Source organism: Gordonia effusa NBRC 100432 (genome assembly GCF_000241305.1).
Classification (GTDB): domain Bacteria; phylum Actinomycetota; class Actinomycetes; order Mycobacteriales; family Mycobacteriaceae; genus Gordonia; species Gordonia effusa.
This window is the reverse complement of the sequence record NZ_BAEH01000125.1, coordinates 1-20,297: the sequence shown is the minus strand read 5'-3', so window position 1 is coordinate 20,297 and position 20,297 is coordinate 1. Positions and strand designations below refer to the sequence as shown.

Here is a 20,297-nt window from a genome sequence, read left to right as displayed (position 1 = left end):
AGTGCTGGCGCTCTACGCAGCGTTCGCCTACTTGTCGATCTACACGTCGGCGCTGATCGTCGTCGCGTTCGTGCTCGGTCTGCTGATCGGCGCCGAGATTCCGCTGTTGATGGTGCTATTACAGCGAATTCGCAAACAGGAAGCTGGTTCTGCGGTCGCCGACATGTTCGCCGCCGATTACGTTGGCGCACTTATCGGCGGTCTGTGTTTTCCCTTCCTTCTGCTGCCTTTCTTCGGTCAGTTGCGCGGCGCGCTCATCGTCGGTCTGGTCAACGCGGCCGCCGGCGCGTTTTTGATCTTCGTCGTGTTCGGCCGAGTATTAAGCCGCACCAAACTGATCGCGCTCGGTGCGGCGACACTCGCGGTGGTCGCAGCGCTTATCGCTGGACTCGTCGTATCTGGATGGTTCGAAGTCACTGCGCGCCAAGCCCTTTACCGCGATCCCGTGGTCGCGGCCGAGCGCACCCCATATCAGGACATCGTGATCACCGAGCGCCGCACGGCCCTTGGTCGCGATACCCGGCTCTTCCTCAACGGCGACTTACAGTTCTCCTCGATCGACGAGTACCGCTATCACGAGGCCCTTGTGCATCCGGCCATGTCCGCACTGCCCGCGCGCGGCGGGTCGGTACTGGTGCTCGGCGGCGGTGATGGTCTCGCGCTGCGGGAAGTCCTTACCTACCCGAACCTCGGCGCCACCACTCTCGTGGAGTTGGACCCGGAGATGATCCGCCTCGGCCGCACGGACTCTCGGCTTACCTCACTCAATCGTGGATCAATGAATGATCCGCGCGCGAATATTATTGCCGCCGATGCCTTTTCCTGGCTGCGCGACAACCACGACCGGTTCGACGTCATCATCATCGATATGCCCGATCCCGACGAAACCGCAACGGCCAAACTATATTCAGCCGAGTTCTACGCGATGGTTCGCGGCCATCTCGCCACCGGCGGTCGAGTCGTCGTGCAGTCGGGGTCACCGTATTTCGCGCCCCAGTCGTATTGGTGTATCGGTTCAACGCTCAACGAGGCAGGGTTCAAGACGACGCCCTATCACGTCGACGTTCCGTCCTTCGGCGACTGGGGTTTCTACCTCGCCGGACGTGAGCGCCCATCCCTGACGATGGCCGCGCCGCGCGAGACGAAGTTCTTAACCCCCGACGTCCTAGCCGCCGCCGGCATCTTTCCCGCCGACCGGCAACCGCGCCCGGTGCCGCCGTCGACGTTGATGGATCCGCGCATCCTGCGTTACGCACAATCGGAGTGGACTGCGTACTGACCTATCGCAACATCCGCTGGTCGAGTACCCGGCGAGGCGCCAGCCGAGCCGGGTGTATCGAGACCACGCGGGCCAAACACATACCTGCCCAACACCTTTCGCCACACACCTCACCAGAGTCTCGATACACGCGCGTCTCGCTCCGCTCGGCGAGCGCACTCGACGATCAACAGTCACCGCCCCGCCAGCCGGATGTATCGAGACTATGCAACCAACCGCGAGTCGACGCAACAAGTGCGGGCGCGAAGGTCTCGAACACGCTCACGACCTGGTGACTCGAACCTCCAGATCGACCAAACCGTTGAAGTGGTAGGACAATAGGCGTCGCGGCTTTCGCGTAACTTCGATTCGGTCAGCACGAGACGCGAGCTCACGTAGCATCGACTCGATTTCCATCAGGGCCAGATGCTTTCCCAAGCAAAAGTGCGGGCCACCGCCACCGAAAGCGACATGGGGATTCGGCGACCGACCGATATCGAAAGAGTCTGGATCCTCGAAAACCCGCTCATCACGATTTCCGGAAGTTAAGTGGGCTACCACTTTCTCACCCCCACGGATCACGACACCACCGATCTCTCCGTCAACGCGCGCGGTACGCCGGAAGACTCTAGTCGGACTGACCCAGCGCAGGACTTCATCGGTCGCCGTCTTCGCTATGTCGGGGCTCTCCCTGAGCCGAAGCCACTCATCGGGATACTCATCGAATGCTTCAATCGCACCGGACAGGGCGTATCTGGTGGTCTCGTTGCCCGCAACGGTCATCAGGATGAAGAACGCGTGGAACTCCTCTTCACTCAACCTATTGCCGTCAGCGTCGGCACTGGTCAGTGCAGTCGCCACATCCTGACGCGGGTGCGCGGCGCGATCTGCGCGTAACTCGGCTGCGTAGACCGCCATCTCCTCGACCGCTTGCCGAGTGCCGTCGACCCCATTGTGCTGATGATCCGACTCCCCCGCTATTAACTTGGACCAGGTGAGCAATTGGTCTCGATGGGACTCGGGAACGCCCATCAGTTCAGCGATGATCGCGATGGGCAACTTCGCAGCAATCTCCTGGACAAAGTCGAATTCCGTCTCGGTGAATGCCTGATCGACGATCCGGCGGCACTCTTCGTCGATCCGGTCCTTGAGAGTCGCAATGGTCTTCGGTGTAAACCCTCTGCTGACCAGACCCCGCACCCGGGCATGTTTAGGCGGATCCTGATTGATCAGCATCAAACGTTGTACCGCCATGGCGACTTCGTCGAACTCCAGGGGCTGGGACCCCTTCTCATATGAGGAGAAGACCTCCGAATTACGGGCTACGGCCACGATGTCAGCGTGCCGAGTCACAGCCCAATGTCCTTCAGTGAGTTGAGGATCGGGATTACGATAGACAGGGCTCTCGTCGCGTAAGGTGGCAAGGTCGGCGTACGGCGCACCGTCGAGATACTGGTACTGATCGAACACGTCTACTTTTGTTTCGAGCATAAATCCATCCGTCCTATCCGACGCCAGCAAGATTGTGATCGAGTCGCAGCGGCGATAAGAAATCCTCGCCGAGCAGTTGTCTCTTGGCGGTGTCAGTGACTCCGAGACCTTCGTGCGGTGCGATTCCCAGCACTCCGACCTTGCCGACATGTTGATTGGTCTGGACCGCATACGCGGCTTCGGCAACCTCCGAAAGTGGGTGAACCACAGAAAGCGGTGGAGCGATCCGCCCCAGCTCGAACAGTCGCAGCATCTCGTGCGCCTCATGAAGGTTCATCGCATGACTGCCGAGAATTCGTTTGAGATTCATCCAGAGATATCGGTTGTCATAGTCGTGTCGGTATCCGCTTGATGATCCGCAGGTGATCACTGTTCCACCGCGGCGGACCACGATGACCGACAGTCCGAAAGTGTCCTTGCCCGTGTAATCGAACGCGATATGCGGATCCTCTCCCAACTCGGCACGAATTGCCCGACCGAGACGTTTGGCCGCAGCCGCGGTCTCTTCGGGTGTTCGGTCACCGCTGCCGAGATCAAGCTCTCTGCGGTTGATGACCACTTCGCAGCCCAGCCGCTTGGCGAGCGCGACCTTCTCATCCGACGACACCACGCCGATCGGAATGCCACCACCGTTGCGTACGAGTTGCGCGGCAAAGGCGCCAAGGCCGCCGGTGACACCCCAGATCAGCACCAGGTCACCTTGTTTGATTCGAGCGCCGTTGTCGCTCACTAACATTCGATATGCCGTTCCTCCGCAGAGGTTGATACAGGCCGCCTCCTCCCACGTCAAATGTGCTGGCTTGGGCAGGATCTGACTAGCGCGAACCACGGTGTAGTGCGCAAGACCTCCGAAGTTGGTCTCATACCCCCACGCTGTCATCGCCGGGTCACGCATCGCATCATCGTGGGCGGCGAAGCTCTGATCGTCGACAACCACCGGCGATACGGTGACATGATCGCCCACCGACCAATTACGCACTCCCGCACCGGTTCTGACGATCACTCCGGAAGCATCCGAACCAATCACCTGATAGGGCAACCGATGTCGGGTCGTATACCCGCCGGTCCTAGCGAAGCGGTTGAGCATGTCGAAGGTAGATACCGGTTCGAACATCGCCGACCATACTGTGTTGAAATTGATCGAACTCGCCATCACGGCAACGAGAACCTCGTCCGGAGCGAGTTCTGGCATCGGGACCTCACCGAGGTGAATCGTCTTGCGGACATCCTTGTCCGGCTCGGTGCGGAATCCCGCAACGTCTTCTGCCTTGATGTGGGCAGCGAGGTATTCGCCAGGCACGTCAAGGGAAAGCAAGGTATCGGCGGATTCACCGGCCAACGCGGCCGCGGCGAGCGGATCTGTCATGTCATCTCTTTCGGAAAGGACGTGATCCGGGATCGGTGACGACCCGGCTGGTACGAGCGCGGTCTGGGCAACACTCGATTCATCTGCTTCGTACAACACCGACGATAGTTCGATTCGATGTCAAACAGATCCCCTAATCTTGTTCGGGCACAACGGCGATACGGCTACGGGTCAACCTAGGGGTGGCTAGGGGTACTCGCAGCGGCCAGCTATGTTGAATGATCGTTTGCGTGTCTGAAATGACGACGTCGATGAGTACCCAGCCGGGTCACGCGGGCATTGCCGGCGCTCCGGGAGTTTCGCCACGTGTCGACGTCGCCATCGTCGGAATCGGATGCCGCCTCCCCGGCGCGAGCACTCCAGATGCTCTGTGGGAATTACTCTCGGCAGAACGGTCAAGTATCGGCGAATCCGAGCTGCACGGGCGACCGGGTGGCTTCTTCTCCGCCCACGATCAGATGGACGCCGATTTCTTCGGCATCTCTGCCGCCGAAGCCGCGGCGACCGATCCGCAACAGCGCCTGATGCTGGAATTAGCTTGGGAGACAATCGAAAACAGTCGAACCTCGCCCCACGATCTAGCAGGCAAAAATGTCGGGGTCTTCGTAGGCGCGATGCATGGCGACTACGAGAACCTGATGACTTCAGCGGTGGCGACGCCACCACGTCACAGCCTCGTCGGACTCAACCGGGGCATGCTGGCCAACCGGATCTCTCATTTCCTAGGTTTACGCGGACCAAGTCTGACCGTAGACACAGGTCAATCCTCGTCACTCTGCGCAGTTCATCTCGCGGTGCATAGCATCAGACGCGGCGAATGCTCCGAAGCACTCGCCGGCGGCGTGAATCTCGCACTCTCCCAACGTGAAACACAGACTGCGGAGATGTTCGGCGCACTGTCTCCCGATAACCTCTGCCACGTATTCGACGCTGAAGCCAATGGTTACGCACGTGGTGAGGGCGGCGCGGTGATTCGCCTCAAACCTCTCGCCGCGGCGTTGGCGTCGGGTGATCACGTCTACGCGGTGATCGCCGGTTCGGCTATGAATAGCGATGGATCGACGGAACGCGGACTGACTACCCCGAGCGTCATCGGCCAGTCCGACGTACTAGAGGCCGCGCTACGTGACGCTCAAGTCGCCCCCTCGGATGTGGACTATGTCGAGTTGCACGGGACCGGGACTCCGGTCGGCGATCCGATCGAAGCACGTGCCATCGGTAAGGTCTTCGGCGCCGAGATAAGACGAACCGGGCCACTGCTCGTTGGGTCAGTGAAGACTAATATCGGCCATCTTGAGGCCGCCGCCGGCGTCGCCGGCCTGATCAAAGTGGCGCTGAGCCTGAACGCGGCTGTGGTGCCCGCTAGCTTGAACTTCGAAAATCCCAACCCGGATATCGCGTTTCGAGAGCTGCAGATCGAGGTGGTCGACTCCGTCCGGTCCTTGCCGCGGGGCCCGCAGACGTTCGCGGGAGTCAGTTCATTCGGGATGGGGGGCACGAACTGCCACGTTGTGCTCGCGGCCGCCCCACCGATACCGACCTACGCGACGGCTGAACCCAGCGCGACTGAACCCAGCGCGTCGCCAGTAGGGCTCCCCCTGGTGGTCACGGCCGCGAGCGACACATCACTGCGCAATCGGGCCGCCACACTGGCAAACCTGTGCTCCACCGGCGTCCGGCCCGATCTCGGAGAACTTGCATACTCGTTGATCGCTACCCGCGCCCGTCACGATCAGCGTGCGATCGTGATAGCCAGCGGCCTCGAAGACGCACGCGCCGGCTTCGAGGCGCTGGCCCGAGGCTCCAACGATCGAGTAATAAGCGGGCGGGTACGTCGTGCGAGGTCTGGACAGGCCGGACTATCGGCATTCGCCTTCCCCGGACAGGGGAGCCAGCGGCCGGGAATGGCCCGCGAGCTCTATCGATCCGATACTCGCTTCGCTTGGCATCTCGACACGGTGCTCGACGCTCTCGAACCGAATGTCGACGGCGATCTCCGGAACCTGCTGATCGGCACCGAAGTCACCGAAGCAATCCACCGCACCGAGTTCGCCCAGCCCGCCCTGTTCGCGATCGAGCTGTCGTGGTTCCGGTTACTCCGCGACCACGGCGTCGAGCCCAATTATCTCATCGGGCATTCGGTGGGAGAACTGACCGCCGCGTGTGCCTCAGAGGTGCTTGACCTGACCGATGCCGCCCACCTGGTCGCCGAACGGGGCCGACTCATGCAGTCGGCCACCGCAGACGGCGCGATGCTAGCGGTGTCAGCTCCCGAGGCCACGGTTCGAAAATCCCTGGACGGTATTCCCGGTCTGGAGATCGCCGCCGTCAACTCCGATGTCTCGACGGTCGTATCGGGTAATCGTGCGGCAGTAATCATCTTGGCGGACCACCTCACCCGCCTCGAATACAAGACGACGCTACTCAAAGTCAGCCACGCCTTCCATAGCGCACATATGGAGCCAGCTGCGCAAGAATTCCGAAAGATTCTGCAGGACATCACCTTTCACGAGCCACGAATCCCGATTGTCTCCACGATGACCGGCAGTCCGTTGACTGAAGCGGACCTACGCGATCGCTCCTATTTCGCCGAGCAGCTACGAGGGGCCGTCCGGTTCCGGGACGGCATCAGCCATCTCATCGATTCCGGCGTCACATGCATCGTCGAGGCCGGTCCGGGTTCGGCCCTGTCCGGCGCTATCCGCACGACTGCCGGAGACCGTGTTCAAACCGTCCCCGTCCAGCGGCAGGACCACAGCGACGTCATCCGGACTCTCGCCGAGCTGGACTGTGCCGGACTTCCCGTGTCGTGGCACGAGTTCGTCAGCCCTCAGCGCCGGATCTCGTTGCCGCTCTATCCCTTCGACCGAACGTCCCACTGGTTCATCGGCGACACCTCCCCCGGGAACACATCTTCTCGGCAGCCCTCGACTACGCGGAAGAACCACGACGAGACCCGACCGCCCGCTATCGCGCACCGGGCCGACGACCTGGTGCGGTCCGCCTTGAGGGCAGTGCTCGGGTCAACAGTGGATGATGAACGTCTCGAGGTCGACTTCACCGCTCTGGGGATGGATTCGCTTGGCGTAGTGGAGTTCCGCGACGAGCTCAGTTCGCGGGTCGGCGCCCCCGTGCCGGCGACATTGGTCTTCGACCATCCGACGCCCCGCGCGGTCATCGAGTACCTAAGCTCGCATCAAGAGGGGCCGGCGACTGCCGGGACGGATGACGGTGCCGAACGATCCACGCGCACGACAGATGACGATGTGGTGATCGTATCGACCGCAGGCCGTTGGCCAAGTGGCACCGAGTCGCCCGAAGCTCTCTGGGAGGGGTTATGCGCAGGACATGATCTGACCGGCCCACTGCCGGCCGATCGGGGTTGGGAACTCGAATCCCTCCGCATCACCGACCCGTCCGGCGACAGCGCGCCGATGCGTGGCGGTTTCCTCTACGACGCAGCAGATTTCGACGCCGACTTCTTTGGCATCGGCCCTCGTGAAGCCGCGGCCATGGACCCTCAACAGCGATTGACACTAGAGTCAACCTGGTCGTGTATTTACCGCGCGGGGATTCGGGTTCGAGATCTACGCGGCAGCGCCACCGGCGTCTTCATCGGTGCCGTGGCGCAGGAATACGGGCCACGAATGGCAGCCGCCGACAGCAGTACACGCGGGCATGTACTCACCGGGACGACCAGCAGTGTCGTCTCCGGCCGAGTTGCGTATCACTTTGGCTTTCACGGTCCGACCTTGACCGTTGATACCGCGTGCTCGTCGTCACTCGTAGCTCTTCACCTGGCCCGTCGGGCGCTGCAGAGCGGCGACTGCGACCTCGCGGTTGCCGGCGGGGTCACCGTGATGTCCACACCGGGGATGTTCACCGAATTCGATCGCCAGGGCGGACTGGCGGCGGATGGTCGCTGCAAACCATTTTCCGATGACGCGGACGGGACTTCGTGGGGCGAGGCGGTGGTAACTGTCCTCCTCGAGCGACGCGCAGACGCCATCGCCAACGGTCACCGGATCCTCGCCACCGTCCGCGGCAGCGCCATCAACTCAGACGGTGCGAGTAACGGACTGACCGCGCCGAGCGGCTTGGCACAACAGCGCGTGATCCGCGCGGCACTACGAGACGCGGGCGTACGCGCTGACGAAGTCGCGGTCGTGGAGACCCACGGCACCGGTACCGCACTGGGCGATCCGATCGAAGCCGGAGCCCTGGCCGCGACCTACGGACGCGCCCCCGGGCGCTCACAGCCGGTCCTCATCGGTTCCGTCAAAGCCAACACGGGTCATACCCAGGCGGCCGCAGGTCTGACCGGCGTGGTCAAGATGCTCGGCGCGCTTCGCACCGGAATCGTCCCGAGCACCATCAATGTTGATACGCCGACTCACCTGTTCGACTGGCGCGATTCAAATCTGTCGATCCACCGCGGCCACCAGCCAGCGTCGTGGCCGACCGAAAACGGCGAACGAATCGGCGCGGTGTCGTCGTTCGGAATCAGCGGCACAAACGCGCATGTCATCTTGCAGCACGCGCCTGCCGAGGATGTACCGGAATGTCCGGCGGAGGTCCACCCGGATGCGCCGATAATCTTCTCCGCACGTTCAGGTGATGCCTTGCGACACTATGCTTCTCGCCTGTCCGAAGCGCTGAGCTCAGCAGATGGCGACCACCCCGCGATCGTCGGCGAGCTGGCTCGTATCGACGGAGCGTTCTCGCATCGCGCGGTGGTGCATGGACCGCGCGATGCAATGGTCGCGGCGCTACGAACCATCGCCGACGGTGGAATATCGCCGAATGCCGCCATCGCCGGCATCGCCGGCATCGGCAGCCGTACCCGCGCGTTCGTATTCTCCGGGCAGGGCAGTCAACGGTTGGAAATGGGGCTGGCCCTGGCGAAGAGCCAGCCCAAGTTCGCCGCGCGCCTCCACGCGGTGGCCGACTACCTCGACAACCATCTGCCCGAACCTCTGCTCGATGTGCTGGCCGGGAACGCCGTCACCGGTCGAGTCGATGACACTCGCTACGCCCAGCCCGGTATCTTCGCGGTGGAGGTGGCGCTGTGCGAATGGCTCGGCGATCTGGGCGTACGCGCGGACTACGTCGCGGGACATTCGGTTGGAGAACTCGCCGCAGCATATGTCGCGGGAATGATGTCGCTAGACGACGCGTGCCGTGTGGTCACCGCGCGCGGGGCGCTGATGGCGGCTGTCACAACCGCCGGTGCGATGGCGGCGATCGAAGCCGACGAGGCTGAGACGCGAGCCGCGATCGCCGCGATCAACGGGGTCGGTATCGCCGCGATCAACGCGCCACTATCGACGGTCATCTCCGGCGATGTCGCCGCGGTAACCGACGTGTCGCAGAAATTTCGTGAGTCTGGCCGCAAAGTCCGCGCCCTGACCGTCTCACACGCTTTTCATTCCCACCACATGGAGTCTGCACTCGCCGAATTCCGGCAGGTCGTCGAGACGGTCAACTTCGCCGCTCCGACGATACCGCTCGTTTCCGGGCTCACCGGCGAGATCGTCACCGAGGCAACGACTCTCGACGCGGACTACTGGGTATCGCACCTGCGTGACACCGTCCGCTTCGCGGACGTTGTTCAGACCCTTCGGAGGGAAGGGGTACACACATTTCTGGAAATCGGCCCGTCCGCCGCAGTAGCACCGATGATCGATCAGACCTTAGCGGCATCGACGCCCGCACCGAGTGACCCCCCGGGCGGAAGCGATTACTTAGTGGTCTCAACGTTCACACACAGACACGCCGAACCGACGGCCATCATGCGCACGCTTGAAGCGCTCTATCTCGACGGCGTGGACGTGGCTTGGCCGGCGGTAATGCCGTCGAAACCCGTTGACTCCCAGCCAAGTCCCGATTATCCGTTCACCCGCAAGCGATTCTGGAGCAGCGGTGAGGCAGCGACGCCGGGCAGGCACGCAATCCTCGGATCAGTGGTGCGTGGTGCCGACGGAGGGCTGCTCGGCGTGGGTGCGGTGTCAGGCGCGACGATTCCGTGGGTCGATGATCACCGCATCGGCGGCACAGTTCTCTTCGCCGGGACGGGATTCCTCGACCTCGCCGCATACGCCGCACGCGAGATATCCGGCGAGGTAATCGAGATCAATCTCATCGCGCCCATGCTGCTCGCGGATTCAGATCGTCTGGTGGAGATACGAGTCGATCCAGCCGACGACGGGCAGTCTCAACCCGAGTGGTCATTCGAGATACGTTCGCGGACAGCCACATCCGACTGGATTCAGCACGCTGCCGGACGTATCGGGGCTAGCGACGCAGCACCCGGCCACCCGCGCTCGGATGTGACGTCGGGATTCGATTCCGAGCAGCCGACGCCACCGGAGGATCTCTATCGCGAACTACGCTCTGCCGGTTACGAATACGGTCCTGCCTTACGAAACGTCGCCGAGTGCCAACCTAGCCCCGAGGTGAGCTACTGCCGGATAACGATGCCGCCATCGGCCGCTATGTCGGAATATCTCCTTCACCCGGCGATGATGGACGCAGCACTTCACACGCTGGTCTTGACGATGGTGCGGGAGGGGCTGGGCCGGGTCATCCCCGCCCAGTTCATCGGAATCCGAATCCATCAAGTCCCGCCCCGCACCACCTACGCCCGATTGACTCGAACCGGTACCTACTCGGCCGCCATCGCGGTATTCGCGCCCGACGGCACACGAGTCGCCGACATCGATGAGGTAGTCATGCTGCCGGTCGCCACCGGGCAACAGCAGCTGGCCGGCTCGCCCGGCATGATCATCTGGGAGGACGGCCGGGTGGTGAGTGACTCGATCGATCCGGACTTCGCCGTGGCGACGATCAGCGACAGACCCGGCGAAACGCTCGGGGAGGTCGCCGGAACCATAGCGGGGCGCGTGATCCTATTGCCGCAGACGCAGGGCGGAAGCGCTCTCCCCGAAGCCGTCCATAGCCAACTACACCGGTACACCGCGGTCCTGCGCGAATGGGTCAGCGATGGCTGGTGGGCCCAGTCAGAGCTCATCGTTGTCATTCCGAATAGCACTGCGGCACAAGATGATCCGTATGGTCCGATAGGCCTGCGGCCGGTGCGGGGGCTGGTCCGGGCCGCCCAGTTGGAGCATCCGGGTCGATTCCGGCTGGTCACCACCGATGCCCCTGTCGATCCGGGTATGGTCGCAGCAGCAGCGTCTTCGGACACCTCCTCGGAGATCACCCTCTTCGCCGATCGGATCCGCCGGCCCACGACCGTACCTGTCGAGATCGACGAAACGCGTCGTCCCGACCTCCGAGACGGCACCGTCCTTGTCACCGGCGCGTCGGGCGGGCTTGCTCCGACCGTATGTCGATATCTCGCGGAATCCGCCGGGGTGCGGAGTTTCCTGCTGGTTGGCGGCCGCCGGTCACCCGACGGCCTCGCCGACGAATTGCGGTCGGCAGGGGCACAGGTGGAAGTTGTGCGATGCGACCTCTCGGATGGCGCCGCTGTCGCCGACCTGGTAGCAGCCGCCCCTCCGACCGCGCCGTTGCACGCAGTGTTTCACCTGGCGGGCACACTCGATGACGCCTTGTTGTCGAACATCACCGCCGACGCGCTCGACACTGTACTGCGATCCAAAGCGGACTCCGCATGGCACCTGCATACCGCGACCGCCGGAATCGATCTACGCGCCTTCGTGCTCTTCTCCTCGATGGTCGCGACAACTGGCAACGTCGGCCAGGGGGCCTACGCTGCGGCGAATGCGTTCCTTGACGGACTCGCGGCCGCACGACACGCGGCCGGCCTTACCGCAACGTCGATCGCATGGGGACTGTGGAGCGGAACGGAGGGGATGGGGGAATCACTGACCAGTGCCGCACGTACCCGCCTCGAACAATCCGGAGTGGGAACGGTCAACGCCGCTGACGCGACAACGATGCTCGACGCCGCATTAGCATCAACCTCGATCCACGTGCTCGCGTCCTCGGCATGGCCTCATTGCCTATCAGAACAAATCCGGCCCCCACGGCAGGAACTGACCGAGGACCCATCGACTCCCCGCGCTAGCACCAACGCCCCACCACCGGGAGCTGGTCGGGACCCCCACCAACCCCCGCAGCCGACCACAGCCGACGTCGCGCGATTCGTTCGTACAGCTGTCGCCTCCGCACTCGGGTTCCATAGCCCATCCGAGGTCGACCCGCACCGAGGGTTTCTCGATATGGGCGTCGATTCCCTTGCCGCGGTGGAACTTCGAAACCAGATTTCCCGGGCGTACGCACTGACACTTCCGGCGACACTGATCCTCGACCAGCCGACGGTAAACGATGTCGTCGCATTCGTCTCTGGTCTGCTCAACGAACGCTCCGACTCGACCGACACCAGCCCGGAGGCACCTACGTTCGACCTCGATGATCTCCTCGCGCACGTCGATCGACTGTCTTCGACATTGGAGTCAGCCGCCGCCGGACACCTGGCGAACCAGCTGCGCGCGTTGAGCGACAAGCTATCCCCCGCTGCGCGCGTCGCGGGGGCTGACCTGACCAGCACTACCGACGACGAAATGTTCGCCTTGATCGATGACGAACTGGGACTGAGCCGGAACGAGGCCCGATGACCACACCGACAGCCGAAGAAAAACTCCGCCTGTACCTCAAGCGGGTGACACAGGAACTGCAGAACACCAGACAACGCCTGGAGCAGGCTACGGCCGGGCAGACCGAACCAATCGCCATCACGAGCATGGCCTGCCGCTATCCCGGTGGGGTGCGTTCACCGGAGGATCTGTGGGAGTTGGTCGACGGCGGCGTCGATGCGGTCGGTGAGTTCCCCGGCAACCGTGGGTGGCCGGCAGATCTACACCGATCCGACCCCGACACACCGGGCGCATCGCTGACCGGTCAGGGCGGATTCCTTTACGACGCCGACAAATTCGATGCCGCATTCTTCAACATCGGCGAGCGGGAGGCGATCGCGGTCGATCCCCAGCAGCGGGTGATGCTCGAGCTCAGCTGGGAATTGCTGGAACGAGCGAAAATCGTGCCCAGCTCCCTACGTGGGAGTGCGACAGGCGTCTTCACCGGAGTCATGTATTACGACTACGGAACCCAGATCGCGCCGGGAACGGCTCAGGACGGGTATGTGGTTATCGGAAGCGCCGCAAGTGTCGTGTCGGGTCGAATCGCCTACTCGCTGGGCGTAACCGGCCCGGCCATCTCCGTCGACACGGCATGCTCGTCGTCGCTCGTGGCGGTCGACCAGGCGATGTCGGCCTTGCGTAACGGCGAGATCGACCTCGCGATTGCTGGCGGCGTGACCGTGATGTCGACACCGACGACATTCGTTGATTTCACCAAACAGCGTGCGCTCTCACCTGACGGACGATGCCGTTCATTCTCTGCCGAAGCCAATGGAACCGGGTGGTCTGAAGGCGCCGGTTTGTTACTGCTCGAACGTCTGTCGGACGCCGAACGCAACGGACATGAGATCCACGGCGTCTTACGGTCGTGTGCAGTGAACCAGGACGGACGTAGTAGCCAACTGACCGCACCGCACGGACCGTCGCAAGAACGTGTGCTGCGAGCGGCCCTCGACCAAGCCGGGTTGAGCCCCGAAGACATCAACGTCATCGAAGCACACGGCACCGGAACCTCACTCGGCGATCCGATCGAGATCGGGGCGATCGCAGCGGTATTCGGCCAGGGCCGCAGCACAGACGATCCGCTGTATATCGGATCGCTAAAATCCAACATCGGCCACAGCCAAGCCGCTGCGGGAGTCGGCGGGATCATCAAGATGACCATGGCGATAAAGAACGAAAGGCTCCCGCGCACACTACATTCGGAGAAACCTAGCCACCATATCGACTGGGAGTCAATCCCGTTGAGGCTTCTACAAGAGCCTCGCGACTGGCCCTCCCACGAAACTCCGCGCCGCGCCGGTATCTCCTCGTTCGGGATCAGCGGAACCAACGCGCACGTTGTGCTGGAAGAGGCACCCCACGAGACCGCCCCCCTCGCCGAATCGGTTGACGACACCTCCGGGCCGATACATATCTGGCCCCTCTCCGGCCACGATCAAGCGGCGCTTCGGGCACAGGCGAGCAAACTCCTCCCTCATGTCACAATCGACGGCGAGCAGCGCCCGGCTGATTTCGCGCGCGCCCTGGCCACCACCCGGACGACATTCCGGCACCGAGCGGCGGTGACCGGTAGAACCATTGCCGATTTAGTTGTCGGACTAGAAGCGGTCGCCACGTCGCAGGACCATCCCGGGTCACATCACGGGACACCCCGCGACGGCGCACTCACATTCATGTTCAGCGGGCAGGGCAGCCAGCGCCCCGGGGCGGGAGTGGCACTCCTCGAATATCCCGTCTTCCGCGAGACGTTCGAGAAGATATGTCACCGAATCGACGACCTGATGGCCGGCACCGCCGACGTCAGTCTTCGATCGGTGGCTCTCGACGGGGCGACCGACGACTCAGGCGGGGCATGGATCGACCACACGCTGTTCACTCAGCCAGCCCTCTTCGCCCTTGAGGTGGCAACAGCCGAACTTCTCGAATCATGGGGTATCCGACCAGATTTCGTGATCGGTCACTCCATCGGCGAACTCGCCGCGGCGCATGTCGCCGGGGTGCTGTCGCGTGACGACGCGTGCCGTCTCGTCGCGGCTCGAGCGACAGCGATGGACTCAGCCGCCCAGGAGGGGCTAATGATCGCCGTTGGTGCCGATTCGGCCACTGTCCTCGCGCGTATCGGAGATGCCCACGGGGTGGATCTCGCCGCCGAGAACGCGCCTGGGTCCACGGTCATCTCGGGAGGCGCCGATTCAGTTGCCGCAGTGGCCGACTCGCTTCGAGCTGATGGGTACAAGACCAAAATACTCAACACTTCGCACGCATTCCATTCTGCCCATATGGACCCGATAGTCGACGAGTTCCTCTCTACCGCAACAGAACTCGAGTATCGTCGACCCACCATACCGATCGTCTCGAATCTCACCGGAGAGTTCGTCGACACCGCGATGGATGCTGCTTACTGGGCACGACACCTACGTCGTCCCGTGCGGTTCGCCGATGGAATCAGGACGGTGCACGCCGCGGGAACCGCATTGCTCGTCGAGGTGGGACCGGGGCAGGTGCTGACAGCGCTGGCTGCCGAGACAGTCGGATCCGCAACCAGCGCAACGACTTCCGGCGGTCAGCCGCCGGTGACGATCAGCACCCTGCCGATCGGGCCGGCGGCCGACGACGCGATACTGGCCGCAGTCGCAGAACTCCATGTCAACGGCCGATCACCGGAGTGGACGTCCATCCTGGGCGAAGGCACGGCTGCCGACCTCCCCACCTACGCCTTTCAACGACAACGCTTCTGGCCAGCTACGAGTTATCGCACCGGGCCCGAATCAACCACCGACGACGGATGGAATTATCACGTCGAGTTCCATGACATCGACGCGCCGGCGGTCGAGCGGCAGCCCGGCCATTGGCTAGTGATCGATCACGTCGGACAGATGCCCCGGGCGACCGCGGTGGCCGAGCGGCTCGACCGCGCCGGTGCGACAACGGTGACAGTTGAGGTAAACGCCGAGCAGATCGCCGACTCCGACAGTCTGGCCACCCTCGTCTCGTCGGTCACCGACCACCGTTCCCCCGCCGGGATTGTGTCGCTACTGGCCCTCGGCGACGGCGATCGAGCCGACAACCGGCCGGGCGCGCACGATCTTTATCCAACGGTCGCACTCACTCGCGCGATGGATCTCGCTGGCCTGCAGACCCGGTTGTGGGCGGTGACATCCGGCGCCGTCACTGCGACCAGGATCGATCGAACCGCATCACCCGCACAGTCGCTCGTTTGGGGTTTCGGGTCTGTCGCCGCGGTGGAGCTACCGCACGTCTGGGCCGGCGTCATCGACATCAATGACCTCAGCGACACCACGAGTCTCGACGCGGCCACCGGAGTGATGACGAGCAGGCGTAACCCCGAAACGGAGATCGCGTTGCGGTCCGGACGTGTACTGGCCCGCCGGCTCGTCCGTGAGCCGGCAGCCGATGTCGCTCCCGGCTGGCAGCCAGACCCCGACGGCACCATCCTCATCACCGGTGGGCTGGGAGCCCTCGGCATCGCGACGGCACGCTGGCTGGCCGCCGCTGGCGCACGTCACCTAGTCCTGGTTAGCCGCCGCGGTCCCGAGACCCCGGGAGTCGACGCCGTGGTCGACGAGCTGGGGGCAACCGGCGTCGCAACGACCGTCGTGGCATGCGATATCTCCGATCGCGGGCAGGTGCAACAGGTTGTCGACGCGATTTCGCCCGATCACCCGTTAACCGCTGTCTTCCACACCGCCGCAGCCCTCGATGATTCCGCGATCGGAGCCATCGACGCTGACCGCGTGCGTGCGGCCCTCGAGGCCAAGGCGCGCGGCGCAGTCAACCTCCATGATGCGACCACGGGGATTCCGCTGACCGCATTCGTGACGTATTCGTCGATCGCCGGTCTCTGCGGCATTCCCGGCCAGGCGAACTACGCGCCCGCGAACGCATTTCTGGACGCCTTAGCGACATATCGCAGTCAGCGCGAGTTACCCGCCACCTCGATCTCGTGGGGGCTGTGGGACGGCGACGGAATCATCGACGACGCCGGGGCACAGCGTGCGGCCCTGTTCGGCTTCCGGCCGATGGATCCGGCCCTGGCCGTTGAGAGTCTGGGTCGCGTGGTCGGCGGCGCACGCGCTCATGTGGCAATAGCCGACGTCGACTGGAAGCGATTGGCGGAACGACAACATAACGCTCTGATCGCCGAACTCGGCGACTTCAGTACCCGGATCGAGTCGGCTCCGGGGGCCAGTTGGGAGACTGTCCTCACTACCGATGGTGATCGGATGGAAGCCGCAATCCTCCTGATCAGCGAGAATGTCAAAGCGGTTCAGGGAGCGGCGAACAGTAGCGAGGTCGACCCCGACTTGTCTTTCAGTGAACGCGGGTTCGACTCAATCACCGCGGTAGAGCTCCGCAATCGCCTGCGCTCGGTGACCGGGCTGCCGCTGTCTCCCGCGGTCCTATTTGACTATCCGACGCCGCGTGCGGTGGCGGGTCACCTGTTGTCGGTCCACGGTGAAGACACGCTCTCGCCAACGGCGGAGGTTCTGGGTCATATCGACCAGCTCGAGACAACCCTCACCGATCTCGACGACTCCGGCCTCACCGAGGTGCGCTCGCGGCTTCGATCCCTCGTCGCCATGCTCGATGATTCGCGCACAAGCGATTTCGATACGGAGCTGTCGAATACATCAGATTCGGAACTCGCGGATTTCATCACCAAGAATCTCGGCATCTCATGATGCTCCAGACCCAGCCACCCCAATGCCGACTGTCAACGAGGAGTTCATATGCACGAGGATGATCGAATCCGCGACCTGCTCCGCAAGGTATCGCTCGAACTGCAGCAGACCCGGCGCGAGCTGAGCGATATCAGGGACAGTCGGGCCGAACCCATCGCGATCGTCGGAATCGGATGCCGTTTCCCCGGCGGGATCGATGGGCCCGACGACCTGTGGCGGCTACTCGAGGACGAAGCCGACGCGATCGGAGAATTCCCGGGCGACCGGGGATGGGATATTCAACGTCTGTTCGCCGATGACGACAGTCCGACGACGTCGATCACCAAGGAGGGCGGCTTCCTCGATGACATCGCGGGCTTCGACGCCGCGCTCTTCGGCATGTCGCCGCGGGAGGCGAAAGCATCCGACCCGCAACACCGAATGCTGCTGGAAACCACGTGGCAGGCAATGGAACACGCCGGAATTGTGCCGGCCGAACTTCGCGGCACCCGAGCCGGCGTCTTCATCGGCACCAACGGTAATGACTACCCGGCCACTATCACCGAGCATCCCGCCGAACTGGCGGGCTACATCAGCGTCGCCAACGCGGCGAGTGTTGCGTCGGGCCGGATCGCATACACCTTCGGGCTCGAGGGACCGGCTCTCACGGTTGATACCGCGTGCTCGTCATCACTGGTAGCAATGCATCTGGCGATCAACTCCCTGCGTGAACGGGAGTGTGACAGTGCGGTGATTGGCGGAATCTCGTTGATGAGCACCCCTACGCTCTTCGTCGAGTTCTCACGACAGCAGGGCCTCGCTCCGGACGGACGGTGCAAGGCTTTCGGCGATGAGGCCGACGGAACCGGGTGGAGCGAAGGGTCAGCGGTCATTATCGTCGAACGCCTCTCCGACGCGATCGCCCAAGAACGACAAATTCTCGGGCTTCTACGCGGCTCAGCGATAAATCAAGATGGCGCGTCCAACGGCCTTACGGCGCCAAATGGTCCTGCGCAACAACGGGTGATCGAAGCCGCCCTATCCTCATGTGGCTTGCGCACACAGGATATCGACCTAGTGGAAGCGCATGGGACGGGGACTTCGCTCGGCGACCCGATCGAGGCCAGCGCGCTGATAAACACTTATGGGCACGGCCGAGAGGACGACCCGCTGTGGCTCGGCTCGGTGAAATCGAATATCGGGCATACGCAGGCCGCGGCCGGATTGGCCGGAGTAATCAAAACCGTTCTGGCACTACAACATCAGCGAATGCCGGCGACCTTACACGCCGAGCGGCCGTCACAACGGATCGACTGGTCGGCAGGCACCGTCCAGGTTCTCACACACGCACGGCACTGGGAACTGCGCGGCGACGCCCGACGAGCCGGGGTGAGCGCCTTCGGCGTCAGCGGCACCAACGCGCATGTGATCATCGAAGAGGCTCCCGAACCGCAGCCCATGACAGGCGGAATCAGTGATGAACACCTGCCCGGCGTATGGCTATTGTCGGCAGGTTCCACCAATTCCCTTGCCGCCCAGGCAAATACACTGCGTAGCTTTGCCGCCAGATTCAGCGACTCATCGATCGGCGCCGTCTCCTGGTCGCTATTGCGGCACCGCGCGTTACTCGGTGAACGCGCTGTAGTCGTCGGCGAAACCGTCGCCGATCTTCGGAGGGGACTGACCGCGATCGCTACCGGCAGTCTCGCCGACAATGCCGTATCCGGCCGCTTACGGCATGGACGCTCACCCGTCTTTGTATTTCCCGGCCAGGGAGCACAGTGGGCGCGGATGGCCGACTCGTTACTCACCACGATGCCCGTATTCGCAACACATCTCGATGAGTGTGCCGAGGCACTGGCGCCCCATGTCGATTGGTCGTTGCGTGACGTTCTCGCCGGAACCGCCGGCGCGCCCGATCTCGATCGCGTCGACGTGGTTCAACCGGTGCTGTGGGCGATGATGATCGCGCTTGCCAAGACATGGATACATCTGGGCGTACGACCACGAGCCGTAATCGGCCACTCGCAAGGCGAGATCGCCGCGGCACATATCGCCGGAGCATTGACACTCGAAGATTCGGCACGGGTCGTCGCGCTTCGCAGCCAGGCACTCGCCGAGCTGGCGGGCGAAGGCGGCATGCTGACCGTAGCCCTGTCCGAGCAGGAATGCCGAGTACGCCTATCCCCCTACGAAACTAGCCTTTCAGTGGCCGCCGTGAACGGCCCCTCGTCGGTGGTGGTCGCCGGCGATGTCGAGGCGTTGGATGCACTGGCCACCGAGCTGGATCACAACGGCGTATGGAACAGGCGCGTCAATGTCGACTACGCCTCGCACTCAGCGCAGGTGGAGTCGATCGCCGACCGCCTCCGGACAGATCTGGCCGGTGTAGCCGCGACGAACGGCTCCATCCCGATCTTCTCCACGGTGACCGGTGAACCGCTGAAGACCTCGACCATGACCGCCGACTATTGGTACCAGAACCTTCGGGCGACGGTACGGTTTGCCCCGACGGTGGAGGCCGCACTCGAGGCCGGTCTGGACACCTTTGTCGAGGTAAGTCCCCATCCACTATTGACAAACAATATCGCCGAAATCGCCGAGGAATCGATGATTACGACGACGGTGACGACCGGGACGCTTCGACGCGACCGGCCCGGTCTGAACGAGTTGATGCTGGCCGCAGCACGGCTACACGTCAACGGGGTGCACGTGGACTGGGCGTTGTTGCCCGCTTTCCGCCAGTCGTCGATAGTCCCCCTTCCCACCTACTCCTTCGACCGCCAGCGCTATTGGGCTGCTGAGAGCGTGCAGGCGAACGGTGCCAACGTTCGCGATCTGGGCTTGACCACCGTCGGGCACCGACTACTCGC

6 protein-coding genes are annotated in these 20,297 nt (G+C 63.2%); 4 read left to right on the top strand and 2 right to left on the bottom strand.

Annotated elements, in window-relative coordinates; genetic code table 11:
- On the top strand, nucleotides 1-1,279 hold a 1,279-nt coding region (locus GOEFS_RS21440), incomplete at its 5' end, for a polyamine aminopropyltransferase (RefSeq protein WP_040525903.1).
- A gap of 261 nt (nucleotides 1,280-1,540) precedes the next feature.
- Here the strand turns inward: GOEFS_RS21440 and GOEFS_RS21435 are convergent.
- Both GOEFS_RS21435 and ccrA read right to left on the bottom strand, forming a co-directional pair.
- Complete coding sequence (locus tag GOEFS_RS21435; protein WP_007320051.1) at nucleotides 1,541-2,749, bottom strand: cytochrome P450; 1,209 nt, start codon at nucleotides 2,747-2,749, stop codon at nucleotides 1,541-1,543.
- Between the two features lie 13 nt (nucleotides 2,750-2,762).
- Nucleotides 2,763-4,115, bottom strand: coding sequence for a crotonyl-CoA carboxylase/reductase (ccrA, locus tag GOEFS_RS21430; protein ID WP_007320050.1), 1,353 nt, complete (start codon nucleotides 4,113-4,115; stop codon nucleotides 2,763-2,765).
- A gap of 239 nt (nucleotides 4,116-4,354) precedes the next feature.
- On the opposite strand from ccrA, the gene GOEFS_RS21425 reads away from it, so the two are divergent.
- From GOEFS_RS21425 to GOEFS_RS21415, 3 genes are all read left to right on the top strand, one after another.
- Complete coding sequence (locus tag GOEFS_RS21425) at nucleotides 4,355-12,718, top strand: SDR family NAD(P)-dependent oxidoreductase (protein WP_050950009.1); 8,364 nt, start codon at nucleotides 4,355-4,357, stop codon at nucleotides 12,716-12,718.
- Nucleotides 12,715-17,445, top strand: a complete 4,731-nt coding sequence (locus GOEFS_RS21420; RefSeq protein WP_007320048.1) for a type I polyketide synthase — start codon at nucleotides 12,715-12,717, stop codon at nucleotides 17,443-17,445. The genes GOEFS_RS21425 and GOEFS_RS21420 overlap by 4 nt, the downstream gene beginning before the upstream one ends.
- A gap of 48 nt (nucleotides 17,446-17,493) precedes the next feature.
- A partial coding sequence (locus GOEFS_RS21415; protein ID WP_007320047.1) for a type I polyketide synthase occupies nucleotides 17,494-20,297 on the top strand: 2,804 nt, incomplete at its 3' end.